General features: G+C 73.9%; 13 protein-coding genes. 5 read left to right on the forward strand and 8 right to left on the reverse strand.

What is annotated here, in order from left to right; translation table 11 throughout:
- The first annotated feature begins 67 nt into the window (after positions 1-67).
- Positions 68-2647 (forward strand): bifunctional FO biosynthesis protein CofGH, encoded by a 2580-nt coding sequence (locus tag FH609_RS13535; protein WP_264372775.1) that lies wholly within the window; start codon positions 68-70, stop codon positions 2645-2647.
- Positions 2644-3762 carry an ADP-ribosylglycohydrolase family protein gene (locus FH609_RS13540; protein ID WP_139669200.1) on the forward strand — a complete coding sequence of 373 codons (1119 nt, stop codon included), beginning with the start codon at positions 2644-2646 and terminating at the stop codon, positions 3760-3762. Before FH609_RS13535 ends, FH609_RS13540 begins: the two co-directional genes overlap by 4 nt.
- A gap of 99 nt (positions 3763-3861) precedes the next feature.
- Here the strand turns inward: FH609_RS13540 and FH609_RS13545 are convergent, their stop codons facing one another.
- Positions 3862-5676: a hypothetical protein gene (locus tag FH609_RS13545; protein WP_226961632.1), complete on the reverse strand. Its 1815-nt coding sequence runs from the start codon at positions 5674-5676 to the stop codon at positions 3862-3864.
- Between the two features lie 285 nt (positions 5677-5961).
- On the opposite strand from FH609_RS13545, the gene FH609_RS13550 reads away from it, so the two are divergent.
- Positions 5962-7119, forward strand: coding sequence for a pyridoxal phosphate-dependent aminotransferase (locus FH609_RS13550; RefSeq protein WP_139669204.1), 1158 nt, complete (start codon positions 5962-5964; stop codon positions 7117-7119).
- Positions 7120-7204: 85 nt separating this feature from the next.
- Here the strand turns inward: FH609_RS13550 and FH609_RS13555 are convergent, their stop codons facing one another.
- Complete coding sequence (locus FH609_RS13555; protein ID WP_139669206.1) at positions 7205-7633, reverse strand: PPOX class F420-dependent oxidoreductase; 429 nt, start codon at positions 7631-7633, stop codon at positions 7205-7207.
- A gap of 123 nt (positions 7634-7756) precedes the next feature.
- On the opposite strand from FH609_RS13555, the gene FH609_RS13560 reads away from it, so the two are divergent.
- On the forward strand, positions 7757-8134 hold the full coding sequence (locus tag FH609_RS13560; protein ID WP_139669208.1) for a winged helix-turn-helix transcriptional regulator: 378 nt from the start codon (positions 7757-7759) through the stop codon (positions 8132-8134).
- Here FH609_RS13560 and FH609_RS13565 read toward each other — a convergent pair.
- The 6 genes from FH609_RS13565 to FH609_RS13590 form a co-directional block, all read right to left on the reverse strand.
- Positions 8131-8703 (reverse strand): hypothetical protein, encoded by a 573-nt coding sequence (locus FH609_RS13565; RefSeq protein ID WP_139669210.1) that lies wholly within the window; start codon positions 8701-8703, stop codon positions 8131-8133. The two genes, FH609_RS13560 and FH609_RS13565, sit on opposite strands and share 4 nt — an antisense overlap.
- Positions 8704-8750: 47 nt before the next feature.
- On the reverse strand, positions 8751-9590 hold the full coding sequence (locus tag FH609_RS13570) for a phosphotransferase enzyme family protein (protein ID WP_139669212.1): 840 nt from the start codon (positions 9588-9590) through the stop codon (positions 8751-8753).
- 131 nt (positions 9591-9721) lie between these two features.
- On the reverse strand, positions 9722-11698 hold the full coding sequence (locus FH609_RS13575) for a DUF2264 domain-containing protein (RefSeq protein ID WP_226961633.1): 1977 nt from the start codon (positions 11696-11698) through the stop codon (positions 9722-9724).
- Positions 11695-12570, reverse strand: a complete 876-nt coding sequence (locus FH609_RS13580) for a carbohydrate ABC transporter permease (RefSeq protein ID WP_139669214.1) — start codon at positions 12568-12570, stop codon at positions 11695-11697. The genes FH609_RS13575 and FH609_RS13580 overlap by 4 nt, the downstream gene beginning before the upstream one ends.
- Entirely contained in the window at positions 12567-13499 is a 933-nt protein-coding gene (locus FH609_RS13585) for a carbohydrate ABC transporter permease (protein WP_139669216.1), read from the reverse strand. Before FH609_RS13585 ends, FH609_RS13580 begins: the two co-directional genes overlap by 4 nt.
- A 131-nt stretch (positions 13500-13630) precedes the next feature.
- Positions 13631-14917 carry an ABC transporter substrate-binding protein gene (locus FH609_RS13590; RefSeq protein ID WP_193317950.1) on the reverse strand — a complete coding sequence of 429 codons (1287 nt, stop codon included), beginning with the start codon at positions 14915-14917 and terminating at the stop codon, positions 13631-13633.
- Between the two features lie 168 nt (positions 14918-15085).
- Here FH609_RS13590 and FH609_RS13595 point away from each other — a divergent pair, with 168 nt between their 5' ends.
- Complete coding sequence (locus tag FH609_RS13595; RefSeq protein ID WP_139669220.1) at positions 15086-16270, forward strand: substrate-binding domain-containing protein; 1185 nt, start codon at positions 15086-15088, stop codon at positions 16268-16270.
- Positions 16271-16289 lie beyond the last annotated feature (19 nt).

Here is a 16289-nt window from a genome sequence, read left to right on the forward strand (position 1 = left end):
CCCCGAGCGGCGCCCTCCTATCCTCGGGAGCATGACGAGAAGCACGGACGTTCCCCCCGCCAACGCGATGCGCCGGGCGCTGCGCAGGGCCCGCGACGGAGTGGCGCTGGACACGGCGGAGGCGGCGGTGTTGCTCCAGGCGCGCGGCGCTGACCTGGAACGCCTGGCCGAGGCGGCTGGCCGGGTACGCGACGCGGGGCTGGCCGAGGCGGGGCGTCCGGGGGTGATCACCTACTCCCGCAAGGTGTTTATCCCGCTGACCCGTCTCTGCCGGGACCGTTGCCATTACTGCACGTTTGTGACTGTTCCGGGAAAGCTTCGTCGCGAGGGCCACGGCATGTTCCTCTCGCCGGACGAGGTGCTGGAAATCGCCCGTCGCGGCGCCGCTTTGGGCTGCAAGGAGGCCCTCTTCACCCTGGGCGACCGGCCGGAGGACCGCTGGCCCGAGGCGAAGGACTGGCTCGCCGCCGCCGGCTACGACGACACCCTCTCCTATGTGCGGGCCATGGCGATCCGGGTGCTGGAGGAGACCGGGCTGCTGCCCCACCTCAACCCCGGCGTGCTGACCTGGACCGACTTCCAGCGACTCAAGCCCGTCTCGCCCTCGATGGGCATGATGCTGGAGACCACCGCGACCCGGCTGTGGTCCGAGCCCGGCGGCCCGCACCACGGTTCGCCCGACAAGGAGCCGGCGGTGCGGCTGCGCGCGCTGGAGGACGCCGGCCGCTCCTCGGTCCCGTTCACCAGCGGCCTGCTCCTCGGCATCGGCGAGGACTTCACCGAACGCGCCGAGTCGATCTTCGCGCTGCGCCGGATCTCCCGCACCTACCGGGGAATCCAGGAGGTGATCATCCAGAACTTCCGCGCCAAGCCCGACACCGCGATGCGCGCCATGCCCGACGTCGAACTGGAGGAACTGGCCGCAGCCGTCGCCGTGACCCGCCTGCTGCTGGGCCCGTCCGCGCGGGTGCAGGCCCCGCCCAACCTGGTCGACGAGGAGTACGCGCTCCTCATCCGCGCCGGCATCGACGACTGGGGCGGCGTCTCCCCTCTCACCCCCGACCACGTCAACCCCGAACGCCCCTGGCCCGCCATCGACGAACTCGCCCGGCGCACCCGCGCCGCCGGCTTCGAACTCCGCGAACGCCTCACCGTCTACCCGGAGTTCATCCAGCGCGGCGAGCCCTGGATCGACCCCAGGCTGCTGCCCCACATCAACGCCCTCGTCGACCCCGCCACCGGCCTCGCCAACGAGGACGCCCGCCCCGTCGGCCTGCCCTGGCAGGAACCCGACGAGCCGCTGGTGGCCAGCGGCCGCACCGAACTGCACCGCACCATCGACACCGAGGGCCGCACCGGCGACCGGCGCGCCGACTTCGAGGACGTCTACGGCGACTGGAACGAGCTGCGCGCCCTCGCCCAGCCGGGACTCACCCCCGACGCCCGCCCGTTGCCCCGCCTCGACGGCGAGGCCCGCGCCGCGCTCGCGGTCGCCGCCGACGACCCCACCCGGCTCACCGACGAGCAGGCGCTCACCCTGCTGCACGCCGACGGGCCGGCGCTGGACGCGCTGACCGACGTCGCCGACCAGCTGCGCCGCCAGGTCGTCGGCGAGGACGTGACCTATGTGGTCACCCGCAACATCAACTTCACCAACGTCTGCTACACCGGCTGCCGGTTCTGCGCCTTCGCCCAGCGCCGCACGGACGCCGACGCCTACACCCTCTCCCTGGACCAGGTCGCCGACCGCGCCCAACAGGCGTGGGAGGTCGGCGCCGTCGAGGTGTGTATGCAGGGCGGCATCCACCCCGACCTGCCGGGCACCGCCTACTTCGACATCGTGCGCGCGGTCCGCGAACGCGTCCCCGGGATGCACATCCACGCGTTCTCCCCGATGGAGGTCGTCAACGGCGCCTCCCGCACCGGGATGTCCCTCCGCGACTGGCTGACCGCCGCGCGGGAAGCCGGCCTCGACACCATCCCCGGCACCGCCGCCGAGATCCTCGACGACGAGGTGCGCTGGGTCCTCACCAAGGGCAAGCTGCCCGCCGACACCTGGATCGAGGTGGTCAGCACCGCCCACGAGCTGGGCCTGCGCTCCTCGTCCACCATGATGTACGGCCATGTCGACCAGCCCCGGCACTGGTTGGGGCACCTGCGGACGCTCGCCGCGATCCAGCGGCGGAACGAGGAGAAGGGCGTCGCCGGCTTCACCGAGTTCGTCACGCTGCCGTTCGTGCACACCAACGCCCCGGTCTACCTCGCCGGCATCGCCCGCCCCGGGCCCACCGCGCGGGACAACCGGGCCGTCACCGCGATGGCCCGACTCCTGCTCCACCCGCACATCACCAACATCCAGACCAGCTGGGTCAAGCTGGGCACCGAGGGCGCGGCGGAGATGCTGCGCTCCGGCGCCAACGACCTGGGGGGCACCCTGATGGAGGAGACCATCTCCCGGATGGCCGGCTCCGCCTACGGCTCGCACCGCACCGTCGCCGAACTGACCGCCATCGCCGAACTCGCCGGCCGCCCCGCCCGCCCGCGCACCACCACCTACGGCGAGGTGCCGGCCGAACGCGTCGCCGCCGCGCGGGCCGCCGACGGGCGGCTGCCGAAGCTGCTGCCCCTCGTGGGCGGTGCCGGGTGAGCGCCCCGGTCGGCGGCTCGCTGTGGGGCCGCGCCGACCAGCAGGACTTCCGCAGCCGGGTGCGCGGCTGCCTGCTCGGCGGGGCGATCGGCGACGCGCTGGGCGCCGGCGTCGAGTTCGACTCCCTCGACGCGATACGCGCGACCCACGGCCCCGACGGCGTCACCAACTACGTGCCCGCCTACGGCCGGCGCGGCGCCGTCACCGACGACACCCAGATGACCCTCTTCACCGTGGACGGCCTGATCCGCGCCCACGTCCGCCGCGACACCGGCGCCTGGCACCCGCCCACCGACGTGCACGCCGCGCACCGCCGCTGGTACCGCACCCAGCACGAGTGGGGACCCGACGAACGCCGCCCCGAGGACGGCTGGTTGGCCCGCCAGGAGTGGCTCTACGCCCAGCGCGCCCCCGGCCGCGCCTGCCTCAGCGGCTTGGCCGACGAGCGGATGGGCACCGTCGACAACCCCAAGAACCCCGACTCCAAGGGCTGCGGAACGGTGATGCGCTCCGCGCCGTTCGGGCTGCTGGTCGGCTGGGAGCCACAGCTCGTCTTCCAACTCGGCGTCGAGTGCGCGGCGCAGACCCACGGCCACCCCACCGGGATGCTGGCGGCCGGCGCCTTCGCCGCCATCGTGCACGCGCTGGTGCGCAACGACGACCTGGACGCGGCGGTGCAGAAGGCCCTCGCCCAACTCGCCACCAGGCCGGGCCACGAGGAGACGTCCGAGGCGCTGCGGCAGGCGCTCGGCGCGGTCCGGCAGGGGCTGCCGACGCCGGAACGGGTCGCGTCGCTCGGCGAGGGCTGGACGGCGGAGGAGGCGCTGGCCATTGGCGTGTACTGCGCGCTGGTCGCGCAGGACATCCGCCACGGGCTGCTGCTGGCGGTCAACCACGGCGGCGACTCCGACTCCACCGGCTCCATCTGCGGCAACCTGCTGGGCGCGCTGCACGGCGAGACGTCCCTGCCGCCGGCGTGGGTGGCGGAGTTGGAGGGGCGGGCCACGATCCTGGAACTGGCGGACGACTTCGCGATGGAGATGACGCAGGGCCCGGCCCTGCACGGCCCGGGCGACTCGGCGGACATCTGGCTGGAACGGTATCCCCGGGGATAGGGAGACGAGGCCCACCGGCGGTCCCCACGACGGCGGGTGGCCGGCCGCCCGGAAGGCCGGGTGTGTTGTCCGGGCCCGGCCGGCCACGGGCCGCCCCGGTTATGCCGCCGCGTCACGCGTGAGGGGAACGACCATGATCCGGTGCCGCGTCCGCCCCGTCGTCACCAGCAGCGTCGCGGGCGGCTCCGCCGGGCGCGGCCGCAGGTCGAGCCAGAGGTGCAGCGCCGAGGCGTAGGCGGCCGGGTCGCACAGGTCGGCCCTGCCGTCCGCGTCCGGCACCGCCGTGAGGCGGAACGTCGCGCCGTCCCTGGTGCGCACCGTGCAGCGGTCGGGCCCGCCGACATAGACCGCCAGCGCGCAGGAGCGGTGGCGCGCCAGGGTCTCCGCCGTCCAGGTCGCCGGCGGCCCGTAGCGCGGGTCGTCCTCCGCCGCGTACCGCAGGATGACATCCGCCACCGACAGCCGGCTCGGGTCCTGGGTGTCCTCGTGGACCATGGTGTACGCCGCGTCGACCGCCGGGTCCTCCGGCTCGAAGTCCGGGTCCGCGTAGCGGGTCACCGCCACCTCCGCCGGCGCCTCGCTCACCAGCCGGGTCAACGCCCGGACGGGGGCGGTGCGTTCGGCCGGTTCGAAGGCGGGCATCGGCAGCCGGTCGAGCCGGGCCGGGCGGTCGTCCGGCTCGGGCAGGTCCATCAGCCGGTAGAAGAGCCCCCGCAGCAGCCGCGCCGACTGGCCCGGCGCCGAGGAGATGTGGTCGGCCAGCGCCGCGTACCGCTCCGGGCGGTGTTCGGCCACGACCCGGTCGAGCTGGGCACGGAGGCTGCCGCCCTGGCGCAGCCGGGGCGCGGTCCGGCCGAGACCGGCGACGGGCGAGTCCGGGTCGAGGTCAGCCTCGGGGAACGCGCCCAGCAGCACGGGCGTTCCGGTGGCCGCCGCGTAGGTGGTCACACTGCTGTGGTCGCCGACCACGCAGTCGGCCGCGATGAGCGCCTGCCGCCAGCCCTCCAGCGGGTCGATCAGGGTCAGCCCGGCGCGGCGGGCCCGGTCCAGCCAGGCGCGGAGCTGGCCCGGGCCGTGCCCGTACCAGATGTTGGGGTGCAGCACGGCGGCCAGCCGGTACTCGTCCGCCGGCAACTCGCCGACCAGCCGCCGTAGCAGCCAGGGCAGCAGCTCGTCGCGTTCCTCGCCGGCGTCGCCGTCGCCGAAGAGCGAACGCGGCGACCAGGTGGAGCTGACCACCACCAGCCGCTGCCCGGGCGCCACCCCCAACGCCCGCCGGAACCGCGCCCGGTAGGGGCGCGCGGCCAGGATGCGGTCCCAGCACGGGTCGCCCGCCAGCACGGCGGTCGGCGCCGCCTCGGGGCAGGCGGCGCGCAGCCGGTCCATCTGCTCGGGGTGGGACAGCACGGTGGCGCTGGCCAGCGGCCGGCCGCGGTGCAGCAGCCAGTCCGGGGAGAGCCCGAAGACGGGCGCGACGCCACCCGCGCCGGGGGAACCGTTCCCGCCCTCGGCACCGTTGGCGGGCGTCCCGGGGAGCGCCAGCCGCTTGTTGTAGCCGACGCCGTGCGAGAGGACCGCGAGATCGCCCTGGATCAGGTCGAGCCGGCCGCCGTAGCTGGCGGATATCGCCAAGTCGACGGGGGTCGCCTGGGCCTGTTCCCAGGGCAGCACGGGCAGGCCCAACGAGCCCAGCAGCTCCGGCATTCCGGCCAGGAACGGCGAGGAGCCGGTGCAGGTGGCCAGCATCTGCACCCGCAGGTCGTCGGCCATCAGCGGCAGCACGTCCAACAGCCGCGTCGCCGAGGTGACGTTGTGCACCACCAGCAGCACCCGGCGGCAGCGCGCCCTGGTCACCCAGCGCTGCGCGTCCCGCCCGACCGGCACCCGCAGTCCGCCCGCCGTCCCCTCGTCCACCCGCTCCTCCCCCTCCGCCGCCCTCGACCCCCACAGGAGGCGTCGTCTTCCCCAGGATGCCCCGCGTTCCCCTTCCGTTCCAGCACCCGTCGCACTGGCCGGAACATGCTGGCCGAATATGCGTCAGGAGCGGGCGCCGGGTGCGCGATACCGGCCGGCAGGACCGCAACACGCCCTGGTGGCACGCGGGTTGTGCGGCGGAACGGCGTCCGCCCCCGTGCGCCGGAGGGCGCTCCGTGATGTGATGGATCGCGCCATACCGCCGGCCATGGGAGGGGGCCCTGGATGCCCGTCAGCAGGTTGCGTGGGATTCCCGGCATCGGCGTCGACGTGCTCGGGGACCGGGCCGACGCCCTCGCCGACCCCGAGTTGCTGCGGCTGGAGAACCTGGACACCGACCTGCGCCCGCCGCACGCCGCGCTGGTCGCCACCCACCAGGCCGTCGACCGGGACGAGGCCAACAGCTATCTGCCGTTCCAGGGCAGCGAAGCGCTGCGCGGCGCGGCGGCCGCGCACGTCGGCCGGATCGCTGGCCGTTCCTACGACCCGGCCACCGAGTGCGTCTCCGTGGCCGGCGGGCTCAACGGCGTTCTCAACACCCTGCTGGCGACCGTCGAACCGGGCGACGAGGTCGTCCTCACCGACCCGATCTACGCCGGCCTGGTCAACCGGGTGCGGCTCGCCGGCGGCGTGCCGCGCTTCGTGCCCGGCCGGGCCACGGCCGAGGGCTGGCAGGTGGACCCGGAGGAGTTGGCCGCCGCCGTCGGCCCGCGCACGGCGGTGGTGCTGCTGATGAGCCCCGCGATGCCGACCGGGCTGCTGCTGGACGAACGGCACTGGGCCGCGCTGGCCGAGCCCTGCGACCGACACGGCGCCTGGCTGGTCTACGACGCGGCGATGGAACGCGTCCGCTTCGACGGCCGCCCGCCCCAACACCCCGCCGCCCACGCCGGGTTGGCCGACCGCACCATCACCGTCGGCTCGGCCTCCAAGGAGCTGCGGATGATCGGCTGGCGGGTGGGCTGGGTGGTCGGCCCGGCCGAGATCCTGGCCGACGTGCGGCTGGTCGGCCTGACCAACGTGGTCTGCCAGGTCGGCCTCGCCCAACGCGCCGTCGCCGAGGCGCTGTCCGCGCCCGGCGCCGACGAGGACGTGGCGGCGGCCACCGACGAGTGGCGCCGCCGCGCGGAGACGGTCCTCGCCGAACTCGCCGACTATCCGCTGGTCCGCCCCGGCGGCGGCTGGTCGCTGCTGCTGGACGCGGAGTCGCTGGGCCGCACGCCGGCCGAGCTGTCCGAACGCCTGCTGACCAGGGGCCGGGTGGCCGCCACCCCCATGACCGGCTGGGGCCCCGGCGGCGACCGCTACCTCCGCCTCGTCTTCGCCAACGAACCGGTGCCCCGCCTGACCGGCCTCGCCGACCGGTTCGCCGCCGCGCTGTGAGCCCGGCCGACGGGACCGGCCGAACGGCGCGCCGTTCGACCGGGGTTACCGGCCGGGGGCGGTGGCGCGGCGGCGCGGTGGCGGGCTAGACGGAGGTCGCGACGACCCTCCGCGCGGTGACGCGCACGATCAGGCGCTCGACGTCGGCCGGCTCCGCCGGCGGGTCCTCGCCCAGGTACCGCCGGGACAGCCGGCGCGGCAACGTCCGGCCCGGATCGGGCAGTAGCTCGGCCGTCCCCCGGATCTCCACCGACCGGTAGGGGTTGGCGAGGTCGTACACGGTCAGGCTGACGCGGGGGTCCCGGGCCAGGTTGCGGGCCTTCACGCGCGTCGTGGTCGTGGAGAAGACCACGGCGTTCCGCTCGGTCCCGACCCAGACGACCGAGGTCTGTGGGCCGCCGTCCGGGTTCAGTGTCGCCACCACGGCGAAGTTCCGGCCGTCGAGCAACGCGCGGACTGTGGCGTCGAGTTCGACCGGCGGGGAAGGTTCGGCCGCGCCGTGGGCGTTGCTCATGGGTGGTCCTCCGTGTCCTGTCGCGCGCGTCGCCTCGACGCGCGGCCGGACCCGCCCGACGCGGGCCCGGCGCGGAACCCTCATCCTGCGAGAGAACCCCACCCAACGGAAGAAGGCACATTTATGTCACGTACCGCCGCATGTCCAACGGATGGGGTCGAAGACCGCGAGGTCTGCGCCGTTCTCGGCGTGCTGGGCCGGGTGAGCGGCAAGTGGAGCCTGGGCGTCCTGAACGAGACCACGCGTGGCCCCGTCCGGTTCGCCGCGCTGGAACGGTCGCTGCCCGGGATCAGCCGCCGGATGCTCACCCTGACCCTGCGTGACCTGGAGCGGAACGGGCTGCTGACGCGCACGGTGTACCCCACGGTGCCGCCCCGGGTCGAGTACACCGCCACCGAGCGGGCGCGCGAGCTGTACGCCCACCTCACCGGCCTCACCGCCTGGGCGGCCCGCCACCCGGCCCCGCTGGAGCGGCGCCAGGGCCCCGCCGGTACGCGCTAGTTGAGCCAGCCCGCGTTCCCGTCGGTCGGCCGCTCGTCGAGGGGCCAGCCGGCCGCCGCTATCGCGTCGCGGGCGATCGCGGTGACGGAACGGCCCCCGGTGGGGACGCGGGTGACCCAGGGCGGTGCGGCCGCGTCCAGGCGGCGGGCCATGGCGCCGCTGCGTTCCACATGGGTATCGAGTTGGCTGCCGATCTCGCGGGCGCCGAAGCGTTGGCGGGTCGTCGCGTCGTCGGCGGTCAGGAGCACACCGCTGATGCGGGGCTCGCCGCCCATCGCGCGGGCGATCAGGTCGGGTTCCAGGACGGAGACGGTGTTGGTGTAGATCAGCCGGCGGTAGCCGAGCGCGGCGTAGTTGGCCCAGAGGGCGGCGAGGTTGGCCTCGGTCATCCGCGCCCGGTGCGGGTCGTCGGCTGGCGCGGGGAACGCCTGGTCCAGGTTGTCGCCCTCGACCAGGCAGTGCGCGACGCGCGCGTCCCGCAGCAGCGCGGAGACCTCCCAGCCGACGGTGGTCTTGCCGACCCCGGAGCGGCCCCCGATGAGCAGGGCCTCGAACGTGGTGGGGGACATGAACGCCCTTTCGTGAGCGGCCGGTTGCTCGGGTGGGTGGGAACGGGTCAGGCGAGCAGGGCGGCCAGCCAACGGGCCTCCCGTTCGGCCGTGTAGGCGGCGTCGCGCAGCCAGACCTCGCCGTGGCCCTCGCGCCAGAGCGTGGTCCACGGCTCCTCGCCGAGCGCCGAGCGGTCGCGCAGGAAGTCGTGCATCGCGCGGGTGCGGGCGGTCAACAGGGGGACCAGCGCGCGGCGTTGGGCCTCGTCGAGGCCGTAGGCGTCGACCAGCGTCCGCAGCCGGCGGGCGGCCGTCGCCTCGGGGTAGGTGAACGCCGGGTTGGCGGAGAGCGGGACGAAGCCGTGGGCCGCGTACGCGAGGTCGCCGAGGCGGGTGCCGGGCCCCGCGCCGTCCCAGTCGATGAACTGCCAGCCGGACCGATCGCCCTGGTCAACGCGGTCGGACGGCGGCAGGATCAGGTTCCAGGGCGCCAGGTCGTGGTGGACGATCTGGTCGGCGCCGTCCGGCGGGATCAGCCGCTGCCAGGCGGCGTCCGGCGGCGGGGTGAACGAGGCGGCGGCGTCGTGGAGTTCGCGGATCAGCCGGCCGACGCGGGCCAGCCGGTGCCCGGGGTCGAGCAGCGCGAAGCGGTCGGGCCAGGCCGGGCCGCCCGGCGCGAACGTCAGGACCTCGCGCCCCCGTTCGTCGATGCCCAACGGGCGGGGCGCGCCGGCGAAGCCGACGGCGTGCAGGTGGTCGAGCAGGGCGTGGACGGCCGGGGTCCAGGGCCCGGCGGGGCGGCGCACGGTGTCGCCGACCCTGACCACGTGCGCGCTGACGTTGCCGCCGGTCAGCGGGGTCTCGGGGGCGCCGGAAGGACGTTCGGGGCCGGGGTGCGGTGGGCTCATCGCGGACGAGTGTGGCAGCCGGGGCCGCCGGGCGCGCGGCAATAACCCGCGCGCCGGGGCGCGCGCCGACAACCCGCCGGGGCGCGCCACCCCGCCACGCGCGCCCCGCCCCGGCTGCCCGCCCCGTTCGCCTACTCGTCCAGCGGCACCGTCGTCTCCGCGCCGTCCGGCCAGGTCACCACGGCCGTCAGTACGCCCGTCCCCGCGTCCGCCCCCGCGTCCGAGAACGCCACCGACGGCGCCGGCGGCAGCCCGGCGTCCGGCTCGGTCCTGCCGAGGAAGACCGCGACCGCGTGCAGCGGCCCCGTCCCCCGGTAGGCGGGCGTCGCGCTGTGCGGGCCGAACGCGTTGGCGCCCTCCGCCCGGTGCACGGTGACCTCGCCGCCCCCGTCCGGGTGGAGCGGGACGACCGCGCTGGTCAGCCCGTCCTCGCGGCGCACCGCGCCCTCCGACCAGAGGGCCGGCGGGCTGCTCGCGGCCAGCGCGTGGCCGCCGACCAACACCCGCCGCCCGCCGTCCGGTTGCCCGACCCGGGCCAGCCGCACCTCCCACGGCCCGCGCGGCACGGCCACGGTCAGCACCCAGGGCCCGCGCGGCCAGCCCGCGCGGTCGGCCGCGTCGCCCGGCCAGTGCGCCCGGTGCCGGGAGACCGCGAACTCCTCGGTGAGCGCGACCCGTTGGAACGGGCTGCGGTGCGCGGGAACGCCGTCCGCGTCGAGCAGCGTGACCTGCCCGTCGAACGCGACGCCCGCCCGGTGGTCGCCGTCCCGCTGGTGGTTGTCGCGCTCCGGATCGGGCGGCGGCGTGGCGCCCAACTCGGGCCCGGTGTGGGTGGTGTAGGCGACCCGGCCGTAGAACGGGTCGTCGCGGGCGGGCAGCTCGGGCGGCGTGTGGTCGGTGCCGTGGTTGGCGACCCGCACCACGCCGTCGGCGACGGTGCCCGTCGCCAGCCAGCCGGGCACCGGCAGGGCGCGGCTGAAGTCGCCGCGCTCCACCGGGAGTTCCTCCTCGGTCGCGGTCCACACCGGGTGGTCGGCCGGCAGCAGCAGGCCGGCCATGCCCTTGCTGGCCCAGTAAGGGGAGGCGGGCCCCGAGTACATCTGCCGGACGCGTTCGAAGCGGCGGTGCCAGCCCAGCGACAGGACGTCGTTCTCCTCCGCCGCGCCCCGGTCCAGGAAGTGCCGCACCATCCCGGAGACGATCCGCCGGGTGCGGCCCGGCGGCAGCGGGCTGGCGTCGAAGAGCGCGCCGGTCCAGAACGGCGCGGCCGCCGCGAACCGGTAGGTCAGCGACCGGCCCTGGAACAGCGGCCCGCCGTCGGCCGCGACCAGGTGCTCGGCGTCGGCGAGGAAGCGGCGCAGCCGCGCCCGGTACCGGTCGGCGAGCCCCGGCTCGGCCTCGGCGCCGGAGATCCGGGTGTACCAGAGCGGGTAGAGGTGCATCGCCCAGGCGTTGTAGTAGTCGAAGTTGCGGAACTCCCCGCGCCGGTAGGCGCCGTCCGCGTACCAGCCGCCGCCCGCGTACCAGCCCTCGGTCTCGTCGATGGCGTACGCGATGTCGCTGGCCCGGTGGGGCGCGCCGACGGAGCGCAGGAACGCGGCGACGGTCGCGCGGAACCAGACCCAGTTGTTCTCCGGGACCCACACGTCGGCGAGTTCGGAGAGCCAGGCGACGGCCCGTTCCCGCACCTCGGGCGTCAGCCGGTCCCACAGCAGGGCGCGGGTCTCGTGCAGCCCGATGGCGACGGAGGCGGCCTCGACCCTGGCCTGCCCCAGCTCGGCCGGCCGGGGCCAGGCGTGCGGGTGGGCCGGGTCGGTGCCGGCGGCCAGGCCCTCCGCGTAGGGCGCCAACAGCTCGGGGGCGCGCGGGTCTTCGAGGTTCGCGCCCCCGGTGCGGAAGGCCGCCAAGAGGAAGGTGCGGGCGTAGCCCTCCAGGCCGTCGCTGAGCTTTCCGGAACGGCTGGGCGGCCCGGGCAGGTGGATCAGGGAGTTGCCGGGCGTGGCGTGCGGGCGGACGGCGGCCAACAGCCGGTCCGCCGTCGCCAGCCAGTCGTCCCTGGTCCAGCCGGTGTGCGGGGAGAGCGCCAGATTCCGGTGCTCGTCGGTCACTTGATGCCACCTTCGGTCAGTCCGGCCCGCCAGCGGCGCTGGAGCGGGATGAAGAGCAGGATCAGCGGGATGGTGGCGACGGCGGAGCCGACGACGACCATCCGCGTGTAGTCGGGGTTCTGGCCCACGCCCGTGTTCCAGGTGAACAGGCCCTGGCCCAGCGTGAACAGGTCGTTGTTGGTGATCATGACCATCGGGAGGAAGAAGTTGTTCCAGATGGCGATGAACTGGAACAGGAAGATGGTCAGCGCGCCGGGCCCCATCAGCCGCAGCCCGACGGAGAAGAACGTGCGCAGCTCGCTCGCGCCGTCCATACGGGCGGACTCCAGCAGCTCGTTGGGTATCGCGCCGGAGGAGTAGGCGCGCGCCAGGTAGACGCCGAACGGGTTGACCATCACCGGGATCAGCACCGACCACATGGTGTCCGTCATGCGGATCTCGGACATCATCAGGTACATCGGCACCACGATCGCGGTGTGCGGGACCAGCACCCCGGCGATGACCAGGCCGTACCACTTCTCGCGGCCCCGGAACTCGAACTTGTCGAACGCGTAGCCGGCGGCCACCGACAGCAGCGTGGCGACGGTGGCGCCGCCGAACGCGTAGATCGCGGTGTTCAGCAGCCAGCGGCCGTAGAGCCCGCCGTCCTGCGCGAACAGGTCCCTGATGTTGTCCAGGACATGGAACCCGCCCGACGGCGCGAACCCGTTGCTGCCGTAGAGGTCGGGCAGGGTCTTGGTAACGCCGAACAGCAGCCAGACCAGCGGCATCAGGGTGTAGAGCGCGGCGAGGGCGCACAGCAGCGTGGCGAACGACCGCCGCATCCACCAGGCCCGGTCGCCGGTGCCGACCTGGGTTCCCAGGGTGCTCATCGGAGTGCCCTTCTGTTGGAGAGCTTGGTGACGGTGAAGGACAGGACGCCGGCCAGGACCGCGACCAGGACGGAGACGGTGGCTGCGTAGTGGTAGTCGTTGGACTGGAACGCGGCCGTGTAGGACAGCATGTTGGGCGTCCAGGTGCTGGAGACCGAGCTGTTGCCGGAGGCCTGGAGGATGTACGGCTCGGTGAACAGCTGGAGCGAGCCGATGATGGTGAAGAGCGTCGCCACCACCATCGCCGGCAGCACCTGCGGCAGCTTGATCCGCAGCCCGATGCGCGACTCGCTGGCGCCGTCGAGGCGGGCGGCCTCGATGGTGGAGCGGGGGATCGCCTGGAGCGCGACGAAGATCAGCACCACGTTGAAGCCGAGGTTGCCCCAGACGGCGATGTTGACCAGGGAGAACAGCACCGTCGCGCCGTGCAGGAAGTCGATCTCCCAGCCGAACACCTCCAGGCCGTCCAACACCGGGCTCAGGCCCGGGGTGTAGAGGTAGAGCCACACGATGGAGGCGATCAGGCCCGGCACGATGTGCGGCAGGAAGAGGATCGTCTGCCAGGTCCTGCGGAACGCGGTGACCGCGCTGTCCAGCAGCAGCGCGAAGAGCGCGGCGAACGCGATCAGCAGCGGGACGTAGACCAGCCCGTAGAGCAGCACCCGCCCGACGCCCTGGAGGAACTCGGCGTCGCCGAGCGCCCTGGTGTAGTTGTCGAAGCCGGCGAAGACCTTCTTGGGCCCGTCCCAGCCGATGCCGTCGAAGCGCTCACGGAAGAAGCTGAGGCCGAAGGCGTAGAGGATCGGGCCGAGGTAGGTGAAGGCGAACAGGACGAAGAACGGTCCGAGCAGCAGCGGAACCGTGGAGCGACGTTTTCCGGTCGTGCCGCCCGCGCCCCGGGGGGTCCGGGTCGAGGTGAGTGAGGCCATGGGGTGTCCCGTGGGTCGAGTCGGGTCGAGTCGAGTCGGCTTGCGCCGGGTCGGTCTTGGCCGGGGTGCGTCGCGCGGCGCGCGACGGCCGGTGGGCGGCCGGCGGTGCTGGTCCGGCGGCCGGTGGGCGGCTAGTCGGCGACGTTGTAGCCACGGAGGCGGAGTTGGTCGACGACGGTGTCCTGCCAGCCGGTGATCGCGCGTTCCAGGCCGCCGGGTTGGCCGGCACGGGAACTGGTCGCGTTGGCGAGGCGGGAGAAGCTCTCCGTCATGTCGGGGCCCCACTCCCAGGCGGGGTTGATCTCCTGGGCGGCGGCCGAGGTGACCTCGGGCAGGTTCATGCCCTCGACCCACTCGTTGACCGAGCTGACCTCGGTGGCCCAGGTCTCCTGGAGGTTGACGTTGGCCGGGTAGGCGGTGGAGACGGGCGCTGCGGCGGCCACCGCGTCGGGCGAGGTGGAGACCCAACGGGCGAACTCCATGGCCGCGTCCGGGTGCGGGGAGCCGACGGGCAGCGCCATGGTGGAGCCGCCGAAGTTGCCGGCGGTCGGCTCGTCGTCCCAGCGGGGCATGGGCGCGACATCGAACTTGCCGGCGAGTTCGGGCAGGAAGCGGGAGAGGTTGGCCGCCGACCAGGGCGCGCCGATCAGGGCGAGTGAACGGCCCTGCTGGAGGTCGGTGATGTGCTTCTCGGCGTACATCGGCTCGGAGGTGACCAGCCCGTCGGCGATCAGCTCGTCCCAGTAGGAGGCCATCCGCCGGGTGTTCTCGTCCGTGGTGTTGACGGACCACTCGCCGCTCGCGGTGTCGAACCACTCGGCGCCGGCCTGCCAGGCCAGCGCGGACAGCAGCCCGGAGTCGTTGTGGCCGAAGGTGGTGAGGAACGCGTCCGGCTGCTGCTCCTGGAGCCGCTCGGCCGTGGCGCGGAACTCCTCCCAGGTCTCCGGCGGCGTCAGGCCGTACTCCTCGAAGAGGTCGGCCCGGTAGAACAGCACGGTCGGGGCGACGTCCTTGGGCAGGGCGTAGACCTCGTCGCCCGAGGGGGAGACCAACTCCCAGGTCCACTCCGGGTACTGGTCCGCCAGCTCGTCCACGTTCCAGTCGGTGATCGGCTGGATCAGGTCCTGCGTGATGAAGCTGTTGAGCTGCGGATACTCCACGGTCATGATGTCGGGCGCCTTGCCGGCCCGGACCGCGTTGAACATCTTCGCGTACCCGCCGTCACCGCCGCCCGGTATGAGCTGGAAGTCGACCTGCACGTCGTCGTGGGTCTCGTTGAACCGGTCGACGATCTCCTGGGAGCCGGAGATCCAGGACCAGTAGGTGATGGTGGTGGGCCCGTCGTCGGAGGAACCACCGGTGAGCGCGCAGGAGGTGAGCAGGGCACCTGCTGCCGCTGTGGTCAGGATGCTCCGCAACGTCGCATGGCATCGGCGAGGAAACACGAACGGCTCCGCTTCCTTGGGTGACGGATGCCTGCACCCTGAACCAGCTTCAATCACGAGTCAAGAGAAGTGTGCAAAAACGTTGATGAGCATCTACGAACAACCATTAAGCTCTACGATCAACCGAGAGGGGTTGCCCAGATGCTCGTAGAACAACGGCAGGAGCTGCTGCTGCGCGAGTTGCACGCCAGCGGCGCCGTGCGCGTCGCCGAACTCGCCGCCCGCTTCGGGGTGTCGGCCGGCACCATCAGGCGGGACCTGGCGGAGTTGGCGGAGCTGGGGCGACTGACCAAGGTGCGCGGCGGGGCGATACTCGCCGGGCCGCGCGGCGAACCCTCCCTGCTCACAGGCGAGCCGGCGCCGCCCGTCGAGCCGTCGGCCGCCGCCCCGAGCCCCGAGCCGCCGCCGGCCCCCTCGGCCCCGGCGGCGGAGCGCACCATCGGGCTGCTGGTCCCCTCGGCCACCTACTACTACCCGAGCGTGGTCGCCGGGGTGCGCTCGGTGGCCGCCCGCCGGAACACCCGGATCGTGATCGGGCTGACCCAGTACGACAGCCCGCGCGACATCCAGCAGATCGACGAGCTGTGCGCCACCGGCGCCGGCGGGCTGCTGATCGCCTCCACCGGCGGCCACTACCTGCCGGCCCCCACGCTGGAGCGGCTGCGCGCCACCGGGCTGCCGTTCGTGCTGCTGGAGCGGCGGCCCGAAGACCCGTACGAGCCCTGCGAGTTCGTGGTCTCCGACCACCGGCTCGGCGCCTTCAACGCGCTGCGCCAACTGCACGGGCTCGGCCACCGCTCGGTGGGGCTCTACCTCAACGAGACGCCCACCGCGCCGCTGATCCGCGAGGGCTACCAGCACGCCGTGGCGCGGCTCGGCCTGGACCCGGGCGCGCCGGCGATCGACGGCGGCCGGCCCGCGCCGGACGCGCGGGGCGCCGACCGGCGGTACGACGCGTTCATCGACGCGCTGCTGGCGAACGGCACCCGCGCGGCCCTGGTGCACTCCGACTACGACGCGATAGAGCTGCTCCAGCGGCTGCGCGCCCGGGGCCTGCACACGCCCGGCGAGATGGCGCTGATCGCCTACGACGACGAGATCGCCTCGCTCGCCGAGGTGCCGCTGACGGCGGTCGCGCCGGCCAAGCGGCTGCTGGGCGAGGTCGCGGCGCAGCTGCTGCTCGACCGGATGGACACCCCGCCGGACGCCGGCCCGTTGGCCACCCGGCACGTGGTGCTCCACCCGCGCTTGACCATCCGCGACTCCTGCGGCAGCCGCCCGCCGGCGCAACCGACGGGGCAGCCGTCGGGCGGCGCCGACGCCTGAACGCGGGCGGTCCGCGACC

The sequence above is a fragment of the Streptomyces sp. 3MP-14 genome (assembly GCF_006334905.2).
GTDB classification, from domain to species: Bacteria; Actinomycetota; Actinomycetes; order Streptomycetales; family Streptomycetaceae; genus Streptomyces; species Streptomyces triticirhizae.

Excerpts from the sequence above, each read along its gene's own strand:
- FH609_RS13535 (WP_264372775.1), top strand. The coding sequence starts at position 68 with ATGCGCCGGGCGCTGCGCAGGGCCCGCGACGGAGTGGCGCTGGACACG.
- FH609_RS13550 (WP_139669204.1), top strand. The coding sequence starts at position 5,962 with ATGCCCGTCAGCAGGTTGCGTGGGATTCCCGGCATCGGCGTCGACGTG.
- FH609_RS13555 (WP_139669206.1), bottom strand. The coding sequence starts at position 7,633 with ATGAGCAACGCCCACGGCGCGGCCGAACCTTCCCCGCCGGTCGAACTC.
- FH609_RS13560 (WP_139669208.1), top strand. The coding sequence starts at position 7,757 with ATGTCACGTACCGCCGCATGTCCAACGGATGGGGTCGAAGACCGCGAG.
- FH609_RS13565 (WP_139669210.1), bottom strand. The coding sequence starts at position 8,703 with ATGTCCCCCACCACGTTCGAGGCCCTGCTCATCGGGGGCCGCTCCGGG.
- FH609_RS13570 (WP_139669212.1), bottom strand. The coding sequence starts at position 9,590 with ATGAGCCCACCGCACCCCGGCCCCGAACGTCCTTCCGGCGCCCCCGAG.
- FH609_RS13580 (WP_139669214.1), bottom strand. The coding sequence starts at position 12,570 with ATGAGCACCCTGGGAACCCAGGTCGGCACCGGCGACCGGGCCTGGTGG.
- FH609_RS13585 (WP_139669216.1), bottom strand. The coding sequence starts at position 13,499 with ATGGCCTCACTCACCTCGACCCGGACCCCCCGGGGCGCGGGCGGCACG.
- FH609_RS13595 (WP_139669220.1), top strand. The coding sequence starts at position 15,086 with ATGCTCGTAGAACAACGGCAGGAGCTGCTGCTGCGCGAGTTGCACGCC.